Source organism: Pantoea sp. GW821-FHT03E06 (assembly GCF_059420725.1).
This window is the reverse complement of record NZ_JBWKUG010000001.1, coordinates 2,064,638-2,078,794: the sequence shown is the minus strand read 5'-3', so window position 1 is coordinate 2,078,794 and position 14,157 is coordinate 2,064,638. Positions and strand designations below refer to the sequence as shown.

Annotated in this window: 13 protein-coding genes; 4 read left to right on the top strand and 9 right to left on the bottom strand. The window is 57.1% G+C overall.

The annotated features are described in order from the left end of the window. The first annotated feature begins 36 nt into the window (after positions 1-36). Entirely contained in the window at positions 37-1,005 is a 969-nt protein-coding gene (locus AC07WB_RS09680) for a sugar-binding transcriptional regulator (RefSeq protein WP_097097275.1), read from the top strand. 6 nt (positions 1,006-1,011) lie between these two features. Here the strand turns inward: AC07WB_RS09680 and AC07WB_RS09675 are convergent, their stop codons facing one another. Continuing rightward, complete coding sequence (locus AC07WB_RS09675; protein WP_494940416.1) at positions 1,012-1,593, bottom strand: nuclear transport factor 2 family protein; 582 nt, start codon at positions 1,591-1,593, stop codon at positions 1,012-1,014. 108 nt (positions 1,594-1,701) lie between these two features. Between AC07WB_RS09675 and AC07WB_RS09670 the strand changes: the two genes are divergently transcribed. Both AC07WB_RS09670 and AC07WB_RS09665 read left to right on the top strand, forming a co-directional pair. Continuing rightward, entirely contained in the window at positions 1,702-2,592 is an 891-nt protein-coding gene (locus AC07WB_RS09670) for a LysR substrate-binding domain-containing protein (RefSeq protein WP_097097277.1), read from the top strand. Positions 2,593-2,707: 115 nt separating this feature from the next. Beyond that, positions 2,708-4,315 carry a dipeptide ABC transporter ATP-binding protein gene (locus tag AC07WB_RS09665; protein ID WP_494940415.1) on the top strand — a complete coding sequence of 536 codons (1,608 nt, stop codon included), beginning with the start codon at positions 2,708-2,710 and terminating at the stop codon, positions 4,313-4,315. Here AC07WB_RS09665 and AC07WB_RS09660 read toward each other — a convergent pair. The 7 genes from AC07WB_RS09660 to AC07WB_RS09630 are packed head-to-tail and all read right to left on the bottom strand — an operon-like array spanning position 4,301 to position 11,752. After that, on the bottom strand, positions 4,301-5,119 hold the full coding sequence (locus tag AC07WB_RS09660; RefSeq protein ID WP_494940414.1) for a rhodanese-like domain-containing protein: 819 nt from the start codon (positions 5,117-5,119) through the stop codon (positions 4,301-4,303). The two genes, AC07WB_RS09665 and AC07WB_RS09660, sit on opposite strands and share 15 nt — an antisense overlap. Next, positions 5,109-6,092, bottom strand: a complete 984-nt coding sequence (locus AC07WB_RS09655; RefSeq protein ID WP_494940413.1) for an ornithine cyclodeaminase — start codon at positions 6,090-6,092, stop codon at positions 5,109-5,111. The genes AC07WB_RS09660 and AC07WB_RS09655 overlap by 11 nt, the downstream gene beginning before the upstream one ends. Continuing rightward, positions 6,092-7,090, bottom strand: coding sequence for a 1-aminocyclopropane-1-carboxylate deaminase/D-cysteine desulfhydrase (locus AC07WB_RS09650; protein WP_494940412.1), 999 nt, complete (start codon positions 7,088-7,090; stop codon positions 6,092-6,094). The genes AC07WB_RS09655 and AC07WB_RS09650 overlap by 1 nt, the downstream gene beginning before the upstream one ends. 1 nt (position 7,091) lies before the next feature. Further along, positions 7,092-8,492 carry a M20 family metallopeptidase gene (locus tag AC07WB_RS09645; protein WP_097097282.1) on the bottom strand — a complete coding sequence of 467 codons (1,401 nt, stop codon included), beginning with the start codon at positions 8,490-8,492 and terminating at the stop codon, positions 7,092-7,094. Next, on the bottom strand, positions 8,489-9,403 hold the full coding sequence (locus tag AC07WB_RS09640; RefSeq protein ID WP_494940411.1) for an ABC transporter permease: 915 nt from the start codon (positions 9,401-9,403) through the stop codon (positions 8,489-8,491). Before AC07WB_RS09640 ends, AC07WB_RS09645 begins: the two co-directional genes overlap by 4 nt. Before the next feature lies 1 nt (position 9,404). After that, positions 9,405-10,265 carry an ABC transporter permease gene (locus tag AC07WB_RS09635; protein WP_494940410.1) on the bottom strand — a complete coding sequence of 287 codons (861 nt, stop codon included), beginning with the start codon at positions 10,263-10,265 and terminating at the stop codon, positions 9,405-9,407. Then, entirely contained in the window at positions 10,262-11,752 is a 1,491-nt protein-coding gene (locus tag AC07WB_RS09630; RefSeq protein WP_494940409.1) for an ABC transporter substrate-binding protein, read from the bottom strand. The genes AC07WB_RS09635 and AC07WB_RS09630 overlap by 4 nt, the downstream gene beginning before the upstream one ends. A gap of 168 nt (positions 11,753-11,920) precedes the next feature. Here AC07WB_RS09630 and AC07WB_RS09625 point away from each other — a divergent pair, with 168 nt between their 5' ends. Continuing rightward, positions 11,921-12,595, top strand: a complete 675-nt coding sequence (locus tag AC07WB_RS09625; RefSeq protein ID WP_494940408.1) for a GntR family transcriptional regulator — start codon at positions 11,921-11,923, stop codon at positions 12,593-12,595. On the opposite strand, the gene AC07WB_RS09620 is transcribed toward AC07WB_RS09625, so the two are convergent. Next, positions 12,573-13,949, bottom strand: coding sequence for an LLM class flavin-dependent oxidoreductase (locus AC07WB_RS09620; protein ID WP_494940407.1), 1,377 nt, complete (start codon positions 13,947-13,949; stop codon positions 12,573-12,575). The genes AC07WB_RS09625 and AC07WB_RS09620 overlap by 23 nt on opposite strands. Positions 13,950-14,157 lie beyond the last annotated feature (208 nt).

The following is a 14,157-nucleotide window of genomic DNA, read 5'->3' as shown; positions in this document are numbered from 1 at the left end:
CATCTTCGCATAACACCCAAACAAGACAGGTTACGGATGGAAAAAAACACGCTCTCTCAGGACTCCGAACTGCTGACGGAAATTGCCGTCGCCTATTATCAGGACGAAATCACCCAGGAGGAGATTGCGCGTAAATTTGGGATTTCCCGTATCAAGGTTGGCCGCTTACTCAAACGCGCACGTGAAGAGGGCATCGTCGAAATCAATGTGCGTTATCACCCGGTGTTCAGCACCCGTCTCGAACAACAGCTTCAAAATCGCTTCCCGCAACTGCAACGGGCGCTGATTGCGCTGGATCAGCCGGACCAGGAAGAGCAGCGTCGTCAGGTTGCCGCGCTGGTGTCGTCACATTTAGCGCAGTCGCTGAAAGACGACGCCATTGTCGCCGTTGGGCAAGGGCGCAATGTGGCTGCGGTTGCCGATCATCCCGGCCAGGTGCCGACACGCAATTGCCTATTCATCAGCGGCATTGGCGGCACCCATCGTCCGGGGGATGCCATCAACGCAGATCACATCAGCCGTCGCATGGCGAAAAAATTTGGCGGCATCAGCGAAACGCTGTATGCGCCCGCCTATGTTGAGAATCGGGCGCTGCGTGATGCCTTTATGCAAAACGGCACCATCAAGGAAACGCTGGATCGTGCACGCAAAGCGGATGTGGCGCTGGTGGGCATCGGCGACATGAACGAAAACAGCTATATGGTCAAACTTGGCTGGTTTACGCCGCACGAAATCATTGATGCCAGCGTCAATCAGGGGGTAACCGGTGATGTGGCGGGCTATGACTTCTTCAATTCGCAGGGCCAGCACGTTGATACGGTGATGAACGACCGGGTTATTGGGCTCAGCATTGAAGAGTTACGCAAAATTCCCTGCGTGATTGCCATCGCTGCTGAAAATACCAAAGCGATGGCCATTCTTGGCGCACTGCGCACGGGGGCGATTGATATTATTGCGACAACGGCGCAGAACATCCGCACGATTTTGAGTTTGTCGCAATCATAGAACTGGCTAAACCGACAACCATTGCTGGGCGTCGCGTTTGATATTCTGCTCCAGTTCACTCCCACGAGTGGCAAATACCCGCTGTAATGGAAAGCCACTCAGCTCCAGCAAATAAGCCAGCGTTGCATACTCTCGCGGGTATTTCGCCACTCTGGCTGGGTCGATTTCCACCAGACCCTGCGGGAAGGTAAATGTCCCCATATCGTAAATGCTTTGGCGATGAACCAGTCGCCATACGCCATCGCGTTTTTCAGCCATATCATAAAAACGGTTATGGCATTCACAGCCGACATTCAGTTTTACATTCTCCGCAATAATCATCGCATTGGTTTCGAGGATAGCTTTGGTGCCACCGGTGTTGAAGGTGATCATCGGCGTAGCGATCAGGTGCTTGGTGCGAAGATCGGATTTACCCATCCGCATCGAACCACTGACAAACTCGCTTGCCAGCCCTTCAAACCAGGTAATTTCGATGGTGCCATCAGGGTGAAACAGCTCGCGTAATTGATCCCATTCGCCCAGATCGCGATGCATCCAACCGTTCATAAGGTTATTGAGTTGCTGACGATCCTGAAGTTGGTCTTGCATGTTGTTGCTCCTATTGGTTAACGGGGTTCAGTTTGTGCGCTGATAACGATAAACTCAAATATATAGAATTTACGTATCAATCATTTTTAGTGATGGATGGAAGTGAATATGGAGTTACGTCATCTGCGTTATTTTTTAACGGTTGCCGAAGAGGGACATTTTGGCCGCGCGGCGGAACGGTTGAACATTGTTCAACCCGCGTTAAGTATGCAAATCAAAGCACTGGAGGCTGAGCTTGGCGGCCCTTTGTTTCTGCGTACCAGTCGTCGCGTTGAACTGACTGAGGCGGGATTACTATTGCAGGCCGAGGCAGTGCGCACGCTGGAACAAGCCGAACACGCTCAGCGCGTGGTTAAACAGGCAATACGTGGGGAAATAGGGCGGGTACGCATTGGCTTTGCTGGCAATGCGGTATTTAGCGGAAGATTGATGCGCGATATACGATCATTTCATCATGCCTATCCGCATGCTGAGCTGCAATGTCAGGAATTGGCACCACACCTGCAAAATGAGGCGATTAACAGCGGCATGCTCGATGTGGGTTACATGCCTGATTATCATCCGCAGCAGAATTCTGCGCTGGCGCATGAATTAATCGGAGAGTGGAATCGCGTTGTCGTGATGTCTAGCGATCATCCTTTGGCTGGAAAACAGCGTCTGACCGTGGCGATGCTCGCGCATGAGCCTATGATCATGTACACAGCTCATCAGGTTGATTCACATTTAGATGCTGTTCTAGCTAGCCTACTGGGTGATGCGCTGAACATTGCATATCGCATTTCCAGTACGCTGAGCGTGCTCGCGATGGCTGGCGCGGGTCTGGGTATTGCATTGGTGCCAGCGCCATTAACGCAGGTGGCGATCCCGGGCGTGGTTTATCGTGAGCTGGATGCACCCATGCTCACGGCGAATTTAATGATAGTCAGCCGTAAAAATGAGTGTAGCGGGGCCGTTTTAGCCTACCTCGCCACAGCCCGTGCAAACGCGTCCGAAGTATAAAGCCTGACGTGTTTTAAGGCTTATTCCGCCACGCGCAGTACCATAACCTAATGGTCTTGTTCACCCTATCTTCAGGATATATCCTGTATTTTTCCCTATTGAGAATCCCTGCCAGATGAATAGCGCCCGCATGCTGTCGGTTGAAAATCTTTCACTACAAACTCACGATCGGCGGCAGCTGGTGCAGAACGTCTCGTTTCATCTTGACCAGCGGGAAATACTGGCTCTGGTTGGTGAGTCGGGTTCTGGCAAAACCTTAACCTCCCTGGCGCTGATGAACTTGCTGCCTGCCGGTGTGCAGCAAAGTGGCGGTCGCGTGGTTTTCAATGGGGATCCGCTGGATGCACGCAAAACCCAATTACTGCGCGGATGCCGCATTGCCACGGTGTTTCAGGAGCCAATGACCAGCATGAATCCCACGCTGCGCATCGGTGAACAGATCGCCGAAGTGCTGGTGCGGCATCGGCAATTTAGCTGGAAGCAGGCCCAGCAGGAAGCGATTGCGCTGCTGGAACGCGTCGGTATCGTTAATCCGGCACAGCGAGCGCGCCAGTATATTCATCAATTATCGGGCGGTATGCGCCAACGCGTGATGATCGCCAGCGCCATCAGCGGACAGCCGGAATTGCTGATTGCGGATGAGCCGACCACCGCCCTGGATGTCACCATTCAGGCGCAGATTCTGGCGCTGCTGCAAGAGCTGCAGCAAGAAATGGGGATGGGGATCTTATTGATCACCCACGATCTGTCCGTGGTGGCACGTTACGCCGATCGCGTGTGCGTAATGCAGCACGGGCAGCTGGTTGAGCAGGGAGCAGTACTCAATACGCTCAGCGCGCCACAACATCCTTACACGCGTAAATTGATTGCCGCCTCGGCGGTGCAGATGCCGGAAGCCATAACAATGGCCGATCAGCCGCCGCTGCTGGTGCTACGTGATATCAGCAAAAGCTATCCGCTGCCGCGTCGCATGCCGCTGTGGCCAGCCAAACGCCAAACCGTTTTACACCCGGCTAATCTAACGATTGCGCAGGGCGAAATCGTCGGCTTGATTGGTGAATCCGGCTCCGGAAAAACCACGCTGGGCAGCGCGGCGATTGGTTTGATTGCCGCAGATGCAGGCGAAGTGCATTTCCAGGGCCAGCATCTGCAAGGTCGCCAGCTAAATACGTTACGCCGTCACGCCCAGATTATCTTCCAGGATCCATACGCGAGTCTTAATCCCAAAATTTCGGTGGGTGAACAGATTGCCGAGCCGCTGCGCGTGTGGCACTTGCGACAAGGCGCTGCGGTGGATGAGCGGGTAAAAGAGTTGCTGATGTTAGTGGGGTTGAAAGCGGAACATGCGCATCGTTTACCAGGGGCATTTTCCGGCGGTCAGCGCCAGCGTATTGCGATTGCACGCGCGCTGGCAATGGAGCCGAAGCTGCTGGTGGCGGATGAAGCGGTTGCTGCGCTGGATTTATCGGTACGCGGGCAGATTCTGGCGCTGTTTAATACGCTACGGCACAAGCTGGGATTATCGGTGCTGTTTATCAGCCACGATCTCAGCGCGGTACGGCAGCTGTGCGATCGGGTCGTGGTGATGTATCACGGTGAAATCGTGGAGTCGGGCATAACGGCGAGCGTGATCAACCATCCGCAGAACCGCTACACGCAGCAATTGCTGGCGGCAGCGCCGGATATCCAGCAGGCGCTGGCGCAACGATCAGCTGCCGTGTAGTAGCGGCAGTTCAGGGTGTTCAGCCCACTCGTGCCAGGATCCGACATACACCGCGACATGCGCAAAACCCGCCAGCTTCAATGCCGCCCATACCGTGGCGGCTCGCGCGCCGCGGTGGCAATAAACCTGTAATTTCGCTTTTTTATTCAGCCCTGCGGCCGTAGCGCGAGCCTCAATGTCATCAGCCGTGCGGAAATGACCGTCGCTGACCACGTCTTCCCAAAACAGCAGCTGAGAATGAGGAATTCGTCCCGCGCGCTGACAGCAGGCGTGGGCAAAGCTGCCGTCAAATTCGCTGGGACGACGGGCATCTACATTGATTACCGTCACGCCATCCGCCGCTAACACCTGCTCACGGCTGCACACCACATCGCGATTCCACGCGCGGGCGTTTGCGGCGGGCGGATGCGCCACCGTTCGACTTAAACCTAATCCTGGCGTGAGGTCAAAACCCGCCGCCTGCCAGGCCTCCACGCCGCCATCCAGAATTAGCGCATCATCGCGCTGTAGCAGCCACGCAAACCACGCGCCGCGCGGCGAACGCATTCCCACCTGCTGCTCAAAAAAAACCGGCGTGGCGCCACGATAGCTAGTAAACATCGGTTGCAGCGCGGTGGCCGCTTCTGCCGCCATCACCGCTAAACCTGGCTCACTGCTGTCGTCGATAAAATAGTCATAGACGTTACAGTGCTGCGCGTCGGGCAAGGTGGCGCGTTGCCAGTCGGCAAATTCGCGCACGTCGATCAGCAGAAAGGCTTCACCCTGCGCCTGACGCTGGTGAAGGGTTTGCACATCAATGATCATGCTGAACTCCCGAAAACAGCGACTGCAAGGTGCCGAGTGCGTTGTGCTCTGCGGCCTGTAACACGCGAGCGGCGAGGGCGATATCAAACACGTTGAGGCCAAACGAGGAGAAATAGACGCTATCATCCGCTGCTGGGCGCCAGCCATCGACGAGCAGCGCGCAGAGATCGGCAGCGACATCTTGCTCTCGAAACTCACCGGCGCGGAACATCTGAAACAGGCTTTTTGCGCTACGCTGGGCGAAATCACCCCAGGCATCCACCACCACTTTGCTGCTGGCATGGATGGCGGCAAAACTCACTTCGTGGTAGCCCACCTGTACAATAATCCGGCCAGGACGCACCGCCGCTGCATCAACAATCGGCTGCGCTGCGCTGGTGCAGGTCAGCACGGCGTCGTAGGGTTGCGCCAGCGCCAACGGCAGATTGGATTCGATCTGCACATCATGCAACGCCGTGAGTTTTTCGCCAGAGCGATTCCAGATGCCAATCTGTTCCAGCTGTGGAAACAGCTGATGCAGCATGTGCAGATGCGTCTGCGCATGCAGGCCTGCTCCTAGCAACAGCACGCGTTTCACGGGTTGTGGCGCAGCCAGCTGCAACGCCAGCGCGCTCACGGCGGCGGTGCGGGCGGCAGTTAACGCACCGCTGGCCAGCAGACCACGGGGAAGACCGCTTTGCGCATCGTTGATCAACGTTAAGGCTAACGCGGCGGGCAGGGCGTCCGGACGCTGAGGACGATGAGCCGTCCACTTCACGCCCGCTACGTTATAACTGCCGCCGACGCGCGCCGGTAACGCATAAGCTTTACCCAACGGCGTGCCGAGATCGATGTGATTTTCGGCGGGCATCTGCGCCTCACCGAGGCGCATCAGACGGATTACGGCTTTGACATCCTCAAGCGCCAGGGCGATATCGTTACCCCCCAATTGCGCGACGGTGGCTTCATCCAGCACCCGCAATAACGCGTCCATCACGGCTCCAAAAGACGGTCGGCGAACGGATAGAGCGCCGGAGAACCGCCGCAGTGCACGAAAGTAGCGCGCGAACCCTGCGGAATGCGCCCCAGTTCCACCAGCGAAAACAGGCCGTGCATCGCTTTTCCGGTGTATACCGGATCCAGCAGCACGCCTTCCAGCTGGGCGAGTTTGTAGATGGCATCAATACCGCCATCGGATGGCACGCCATAAGCCTGGCCAACATAGCCATCTTCAATCCAGATATCATCCGGTTGCCACCGCTGCGGCCATTGCAGCAGGTCGGCACAATCCTGCGCCATGCCGGCAATGCGTGGCTGAAACCAATCGGCTTTGGCGCTGACGCTGATGCCAATCACCTTGGTCTGCGGCCAATAGCGCCGCGTTCCCACATGCAATCCAGCCAGCGTGCCGCCAGAGCCGGTAGGCGCAACGATAAAATCTGGCGCGGGCGTGTGGTGGGGAGCCAGCTGCGCAGCCATCTCTTCCACGGCGCGCACATAACCCAACGCGCCGAGTGGCGTCGCGCCACCCAGCGGAATAATCATTGGCGTTTCACCCTGGGCGATCGCCGCATCAGCGTGCGCCTGCATCGCACCTTCAATCTGCGTGAAGTAGCCGTCGGGATCGAGGAACTGCACCTCGGCCCCGAACAGCTTGTCCAGCAGCAGATTCCCTTGCCAGCTCGCGGGCGGATTGCCCCGCAGCACCAGCACTGGACGCATGCCAAACTTGCGCGCCGCGGCGGCCACCATGCGGGCGTGGTTCGATTGATGCCCGCCGGTGGTGATCACCACATTGACGCCGGTTTTGCAGGCCTCCGCCATCAGATACTCCAGCTTGCGGACTTTGTTGCCGCCGCCGCCGAAGCCACTGTAGTCATCGCGTTTGATCGTCAGCGTAATCCCAAGTGCCTCACTGAGCCGCGGCAGCGGCTCGTGAGGCGTGGGGAAGAAGCCGAGCGGAACGCGTTCAAACTCTTCAACTGATTTCATTTTATAGCCTTGTATTTTTATGTACTGCGGTGTTTCCCTGGTGTGGCGCGACCCGGCCAATGGCCGAATCATTGAATGCGGTGAGCCACAGGCTCATGGATTGCTGGAAGCGTTCGAGTCCTGCCAGCGTAACAAACTCGTTGACGGCATGGGCGTTGCCGCCGTGGCCTAATCCGCCAATCAGAAAGGCGGGCGCGACGGCGGCAAAGGCATAGGCGGGGGCGCAGCCCGGTGCCCACGGCCAGATTTGCGGAGCGGCACCCAGCGTTTGATAGCTGGCGATCAGTGCATCTACGCCGGGGGCGTGGCGGCTAAAGCGTACGCCGGGATAGCGATCGAACAGCTGCAGTTCGCAGCCGGCTAAATCCGGCTGCGCCAGGCGCTGCTGGGCGGCGGCAATCATCGCGTCCTGATCGAAGCCTGGCGGAATGCGGAACGCCAACTCGGCGCTGGCGCGGAAAGGAATCACGCCGCGTCCGCCCGGCGGATCGCTGTGCAGCTCGGCCAGCGTCAACACCGCACTGCCGAGCAGCGTTTGCAGACTGCTCAAGGTGTCGCCTGCAATCATCAGGCGCTGGCTGCGACGAAAACGCAGTTCGTCATGAATGCTGAACTGCTCGGCTAAGCTCGCCAGCAGCTGATTCGCCTCATCATCGGGCATGCTGCGCGCCAGCACGCCGCTGTGTTCGGCCGGTGCGATGGCATGCAAGGCCTGCACCAGGCGCCACGCGGGATTGGCGATCCAGCCGGCATTGCTGGCATGAATTGCTGAAGACGGTCCGCCCCAGTCGCCGCCGGTCACGTTCAGACGCCCGGATGCCAGTCCGGTAAAGCCGAGGTAAACCCGCGGTGCGCCACCGCCGTATTCGCACAGCGAGGGAAACAACACCGCTTCGGCGGGAGCGATCGGGCAAGGCTGCTGCGCCAGATAACGCCGCAGCGCGCCGCTGCCGACTTCCTCTTCACCTTCTAACAGAATTTCGATATTAAAATTGAGCTGTTGGCTGTGCTGCATTTCGCGCAGCAGAATCAGCAGGGCAGCCACCGGTCCTTTATTGTTCTCGGCACCGCGCCCGACAAATACCTGGCCCAGTTCAGGCCACTCAACGATGCCGCCGATAAACGGCGCTACGTCCCAACCGGCGTCATCCGCAGGCATCACGTCATACATGTTGTACAACACCACGCTTCTGTCGCTGCCGTTATCAATGCGCACATGCACCAGCGGCGGGGCCTCGTCGTGTTGAGTCGCCACCGGATGGATAACGGCAGCATTGAGCTGCTCCACCATCCAGCGTTCCAGCCAGGCTGCCAATCCACGCTGCGCAGATAACTGGCCGGCCACGCTCGGCCAGCGCGTCAGTTCACTCAGCAGTTCTAAGGTGGCAGCAAGGCGACTCATAAACGAATCCTCGGGTTTAGCACCAGATAGAGCAGGTCGATCAGCAAATTGATCGCCACAAACACCACCGCGGCGAGTAGCACAATCGCCTGCACCAGCGGGAAGTCGCGGTTTTGAATCGCCTGAATCGCCAGACGACCAATGCCCGGCCAGGCAAAAATAATCTCGGTGACCAGCGCGCCGCCCAGCAGCGAGGCGAAATACATGCCCTGCACGGTGATCACCGGAATCAGCGCGTTGCGTAAACCGTGGCGCACCACGATGCGCCAGGCGCTCAGCCCTTTAGCGCGCGCGGTGCGAATGTAATCCTGTTGCAATACGTCCAGCAGGCTGGCGCGTGTCAGGCGGGCCACGGCGCTCATGTAAAACGCGCCGAGGCTCAGTGCGGGCATCACCAGCGCGGCGAAGGTGCCGTAACCGCTGGATGGCAGCCACTGTAATTTCAAACTAAACAGTAGAATCAGCAGTAATCCCAGCCAGAAGACCGGAATCGCCTGGCCGGAAAAAGCCAGCAGGCGGCAGACCAAATCCCACAGGCTGTGCGGGCGCAGGGCGCTGATAATGCCGAGCAGCAGGCCCAGCAGTGAACTCCATGCCAGCGCACTGACCGCCAATAGCGCGGTCGCGGGCAGACGCTCAGCTATCAGCGCCAGCACCGGCTGACTGTAACGCAGCGATTCACCCAAATCGCCGTGCAGCACGCCGCTGAGATAGTGGCCGTATTGCCACATCAGCGGACGATCAAAGCCCATGCTGTGGCGAAAGGTATCCATCTCCTGCTGGCTGGAGCCCGGCGGCATCATCAGCGCCGCCGGATCGCCCGTCATATGCAGGCTAAAGAAAATCAGCAGCGACACCCCGAGCAGCACTAACACAGATTGACCAAGGCGATTGAGCAGAATGTTCAGCATCTTAATCCAGCCTTGTATGCGTGCGACGTAACAGCGCATCGCCCAGCAGGTTGCAGCCAATCACCAGCGCCGCAATCACCAGGCCGGGATAGAGCACCAGCCACTGCGACAACAGCATATAAGAGCGTCCTTCGCCGATCAGATTACCCAGCGTTGGCGTTGGCGGCTGGATGCCCATGCCGAGAAAACCTACCGATGCTTCCAGCACGATCAAACGCGGAATATCCAGCGTCAGCAACACCACCAGCGGCGTCAGCAGATTGGGCAGGATATGGCGCAGCAGCACGCGCAGCGGCGAGAAGCCCATCGCGCGCACCGCCTGAATATATTCCAGCTCGCGAATTTCTAAGGTTTTGGCGCGCGCCACGCGGGCATAAATCGCCCAGCTGGTGCAGCCCATAATCACAATGATGTTGGTGAGCGACGCGCCCATCAGCGCAATCACCAACAGAATTAACAGAATAAACGGCACCGCCAGCTGGATGTCGATCAGGCGCATGATCAGCGCATCCACCCAACCACCGGCATAGCCAGCAATCATCCCCAGCGCCACGCCAATCACCGCGCCAATCACGGCGGCGACCAGCACTACCAGCAGCGACAAACGGGTGCCCGCCAAAATCCGCGAGAGCAAATCACGGCCGAGTTGGTCGGTACCCAGCCAATGTGTTGCCTGCGCGCCGGGCGTACCCGGCGGCAGGAACATCTCATTCAGGTTATTACTTAATGCATCGGGCAACGGCAGCCACGGGGAAAGCAGCGCCGTGGCAATCACCACGATCAGCAAAGTCGAGCCGATCAGCGCATCGCCGTATATCAGGCGACGCGGACGGCGCTGCAGCACGGTGCCCGGAGAGATCATTTCAGCCTCAGATCAAACAGCGGGATGCGGGCATCGACGCGGCCTGTAAAGTTGAGCGAGGTGCTGTGCGCGTACAGCGTGTCTTCCCGATACAGCGGCAGCAGCGGCTGTTGCTCCGCCACGCGCTGCTGAATCTGCGCTAACACTTTTTTGCGTTCAGCAGGATCGACAATCTGGCGGCTGCGATCGAGCAACTTATCCAGTTCTGCATCGTGCACGGTGGAGTAGGGTTCACCGCTGCGCAGGATGGGGAACAGGGCGGCATCGGCATCCAGCGTTTGGGTTGAGCCCCACGCCAGCATGTACATCGGTGCCTGTTTTTGTGAGGCAACCTGTTGGGTATACACCGACCACTCCGGCACTTCCAGTTCGGCCTTCACGCCGATCGCCGCTAAATCCTGCACGATGGCTTGTGCTACATCGGCGCTGGCGATGTAGCGACGCGGTGCCTGAAAGCGCAGGGTAAAGCCCTTAGCGTAACCGGCTTCTGCCAGCAGCGATTTGGCTTTAGCCACATCCTGCGCGGTGGCCGGAACCGCCAGATAACCAAAGTCATTGGCGCCAGCCATGGTGCCGGTTGGTGTGCCGAACCCGTGCAGCAACTGCTGGGTATAAGCCTGACGGTTCAGCGCTAACGACAGCGCCTGACGCACGCGCACATCGTTCAGCGGTTTCTCATCATCTTTCAGGCCGAGATAAATGGTTAACCCGCCACCTTTAACCTGCTCAAGCGCAACATTCGGGCGATTTTTCAGCGCTGGCACCATGTCGGCCGGCACGCTTTCAATCAGCTGCACTTCGCCGGTCAGCAGCGCGGTAAGGCGCGCGGTGGCTTCAGGAATCGGGCGCCAGGTCACACGATCGATAGCAGGCTTGCCGCGCCAGTAGCTTTCATTGGCGACCATCACCACTTTTTCGTCGGGGATGAAGCTATCAAGCTTATACGCACCGCTGCCGACCGGTTTCCGCGCGAATTCGCTGGCACCCACTTTTTTCACATAGGTTGGCGGCACAATATAGGCCGGATAGCGGCTCATACGCGTCGGCAGCAGCGGATCCGGACCGTTGGTGTGGATCTGCACCTGATAATCGTTGATCACATCAACCGATTTGATGGTGCGAATATAAGAAATCGTCGGTGCGTGATTTGCCGGATCTAAAATACGATCGAGGGAGAATTTCACCGCTTCGGCATTTACTGGCTCACCATCGGTGAAGTTTACGCCCTGACGCAGGGTAAATTGCCAGGTTGTGTCGTTAATCGCTTTCCACTCGGTGGCTAAACCCGGCTGCAGTGACATGTCATCCGCACGGCGCACTAAGGTATCGAAAATATTATCTACCAGAGTGGCAGACTCTTTCAGGAAGCCGGGATCCATCGCCGTGGCAGACGTGGGCTGGCCAATGGTGAGTTCCGCTGCCTGGACAGATGGCAACAGAGCAAATAGCAACGCGGTGGTGGCAAACTTCACTGCAGGTAGTCTCATAACGTTTCCCAAAATTGCCAACGGCAAGGTAGTGAAAAGAGTGGATACTGCCAGAATCAAGACTGTGCTTATTTGTAATACATGATATATCCTATAATTCGTGATGTTGGCAATAAAACATTAAAAATAACTTACCATTTGCGAATTCCAGTAAAGGGCCTGCAACCTATGATCGAAATGGACAAAGCGCAGCGACTGAGTTTAACCGCTCAGGTGGAATCATCGCTGCGTAACGCGCTGATTGTTGGCAAGTTGAAACCCGGCGCGCGCCTAGTGACGCGCGATCTGGCCGCACAGCTCGGCACCAGCATTACGCCGGTGCGTGAAGCATTATTGCGTCTGGTTTCTGCCGGAGCCCTGAATGCCACGCCCGCAGCGGCCTTTCTGGTGCCGGAAATGTCGCGTCAGCGTTTTGAGGAGATCACCCTAATTCGTAAGCAGCTTGAAGGTTTAGCGGTGAAGGCAGCCACGCCGTTTGTGGGGAAAAAACAAATTGCTGAGCTAAAAAAACTCTGCGCGCGCTTCATGCAAGCGAAGCAGAGTGGCGTTGCGGAGGCCGCGCTGGAAGCTAACCGCGCGTTTCGTTTTACGCTGTATGGCTATGCGCAAATGCCGACGCTGGAAGCCTTGATTGAGCAGCTGTGGGTGCAAATTGGTCCATGCTTTAACTATCTCTACCCGCAGCCCACAGAGGTGGTGAACGGGCATCATAACTATGATCGTCTGCTGGATGCGTTACAGGCAGGCGACTCTATCAATAGCGAAAAGATTCTGCTGAAAGCCATTGATGATGGTGCCGAAATCCTCGTGCGCCACTACTTCAGCGGCGAAACGCAGGATTGATAGCCGGGTGATCTGCCGCCGGTTCTGCCGACGCTGTGCCAAAGAGCCGCTGACGTAGCGTGCTGTTCTGCGGCTGCGGCGCCAGCCGTCCGCGCTGCTGCAGCACCGGAACCACCCAACGCGCGAAATCGGCCAGGCTGCGCGGACTTAGCCATTGCGCCAGATTAATCCCGTCCGTTTCGCTGGCGCTCAGCCACGCTTCAATCTGATCGGCTACCTGGTCGCCACTGCCAACAAAGGTCTTTTGTCGGCCGAAGCCGATCTCCGGTTTGAACACTTCCCGCAGGGTCTTACGCGGTTCGCCCGGCGCACCGGTAATCATTTTTAGCAAGGATTGGTTGGCGTTGGTGTGCTGCCAGTCGAGTGGCGAATCAATATCATGTTTGGCAAGATCCACGCCGGTGCTGGCGGAGTAGTGCACCAGCGCGCCTTGCAGATCGTAGAGTTCGCGTAATTGCTGATAGTGAGCTTCGGCTTCCGCCGCATTTTGGCCGGTGATCACCGTTACCGCGCTAATAAATTTGATGGCATCAGGCGCACGGCCAGCCCGTTTAGCCTGTTGCTTAATCGCCTGAACCTGTTTTTTTACCCCTGCGGCATCCAGTCCGGCGACAAACACCACTTCCGCATGCTGTGCCGCGAAGTGAATACCTCGCGGCGATCCTCCCGCCTGAAACAGCACCGGCGTACGCTGCGGGCTTGGCTCACTTAAGTGGGCATCGGGCACGGTGAAGAAGCGGCCATGATGCTTTATCGCTTTCACCTGTGCCGGGTCGGTATAGATGCCGCGCAGCTTATCGCGCTGCAGCGCATGGCGTTGCCAGGAGTGCTGCCACAGCTGATAACACACCGCCAAAAACTCGTCGGCGCGTTCGTAACGCTGGTCATGTTCCATTTGTTGATCCAGTCCCAGATTGCGCGCTGCGCTATCGAGCTGTGAAGTGACGACATTCCAGGCAATACGACCGTCAGTGAGATGATCCAACGTGGTAAATTTGCGCGCCAGCAAATAGGGCTGCTCGTAGGTGGTGGAGACGGTGACGCCAAATCCTAAACGCTGGGTCACGCCAGCCATCGCTGACACCAGCAGTAAGGGATCAATCAGCGGGGACTGAATACCGTTTTTTAGCGATGCCGCGGGCGATCCATTCCAGGTATCTAATAAGCCCAACGCATCGGCAATAAATAAACAATCAAAATGATTCTCTTCCAGTAGCGTGGCAAGCGCCGTCCAGTATTCAATATCGGTATAGCGCCAGCCTTGTTCATCGGGATGACGCCACATACCGTAATTAATGTGAGAAACAGCGGCCATGGTAAAAGCACTTAAAATAATACGATTCGATGTGGACATTGTTTTTTCCTGCCGGACGAGAGAGTGAGGAGAGTAATAAAAATAAACGCGTTAGCAATGACAATATTCACACATCAACATGCACAAAACGGGATTAAATAATCCGCTAAAGCGGATAATGATTTGCTTAAAAGGCATTTAAATAATCTAAATCTGCGTGCTACCGTAATTTCACTATAAGAGATAATCAATCAATGCATTGATTATT

Bases quoted from the DNA above. Each gene is read 5' to 3' on its own strand.
- AC07WB_RS09680 (WP_097097275.1), top strand. From the start codon at position 37: ATGGAAAAAAACACGCTCTCTCAGGACTCCGAACTGCTGACGGAAATT.
- AC07WB_RS09675 (WP_494940416.1), bottom strand. From the start codon at position 1,593: ATGCAAGACCAACTTCAGGATCGTCAGCAACTCAATAACCTTATGAAC.
- AC07WB_RS09670 (WP_097097277.1), top strand. From the start codon at position 1,702: ATGGAGTTACGTCATCTGCGTTATTTTTTAACGGTTGCCGAAGAGGGA.
- AC07WB_RS09665 (WP_494940415.1), top strand. From the start codon at position 2,708: ATGAATAGCGCCCGCATGCTGTCGGTTGAAAATCTTTCACTACAAACT.
- AC07WB_RS09660 (WP_494940414.1), bottom strand. From the start codon at position 5,119: ATGATCATTGATGTGCAAACCCTTCACCAGCGTCAGGCGCAGGGTGAA.
- AC07WB_RS09655 (WP_494940413.1), bottom strand. From the start codon at position 6,092: ATGGACGCGTTATTGCGGGTGCTGGATGAAGCCACCGTCGCGCAATTG.
- AC07WB_RS09650 (WP_494940412.1), bottom strand. From the start codon at position 7,090: ATGAAATCAGTTGAAGAGTTTGAACGCGTTCCGCTCGGCTTCTTCCCC.
- AC07WB_RS09645 (WP_097097282.1), bottom strand. From the start codon at position 8,492: ATGAGTCGCCTTGCTGCCACCTTAGAACTGCTGAGTGAACTGACGCGC.
- AC07WB_RS09640 (WP_494940411.1), bottom strand. From the start codon at position 9,403: ATGCTGAACATTCTGCTCAATCGCCTTGGTCAATCTGTGTTAGTGCTG.
- AC07WB_RS09635 (WP_494940410.1), bottom strand. From the start codon at position 10,265: ATGATCTCTCCGGGCACCGTGCTGCAGCGCCGTCCGCGTCGCCTGATA.
- AC07WB_RS09630 (WP_494940409.1), bottom strand. From the start codon at position 11,752: ATGAGACTACCTGCAGTGAAGTTTGCCACCACCGCGTTGCTATTTGCT.
- AC07WB_RS09625 (WP_494940408.1), top strand. From the start codon at position 11,921: ATGATCGAAATGGACAAAGCGCAGCGACTGAGTTTAACCGCTCAGGTG.
- AC07WB_RS09620 (WP_494940407.1), bottom strand. From the start codon at position 13,949: ATGTCCACATCGAATCGTATTATTTTAAGTGCTTTTACCATGGCCGCT.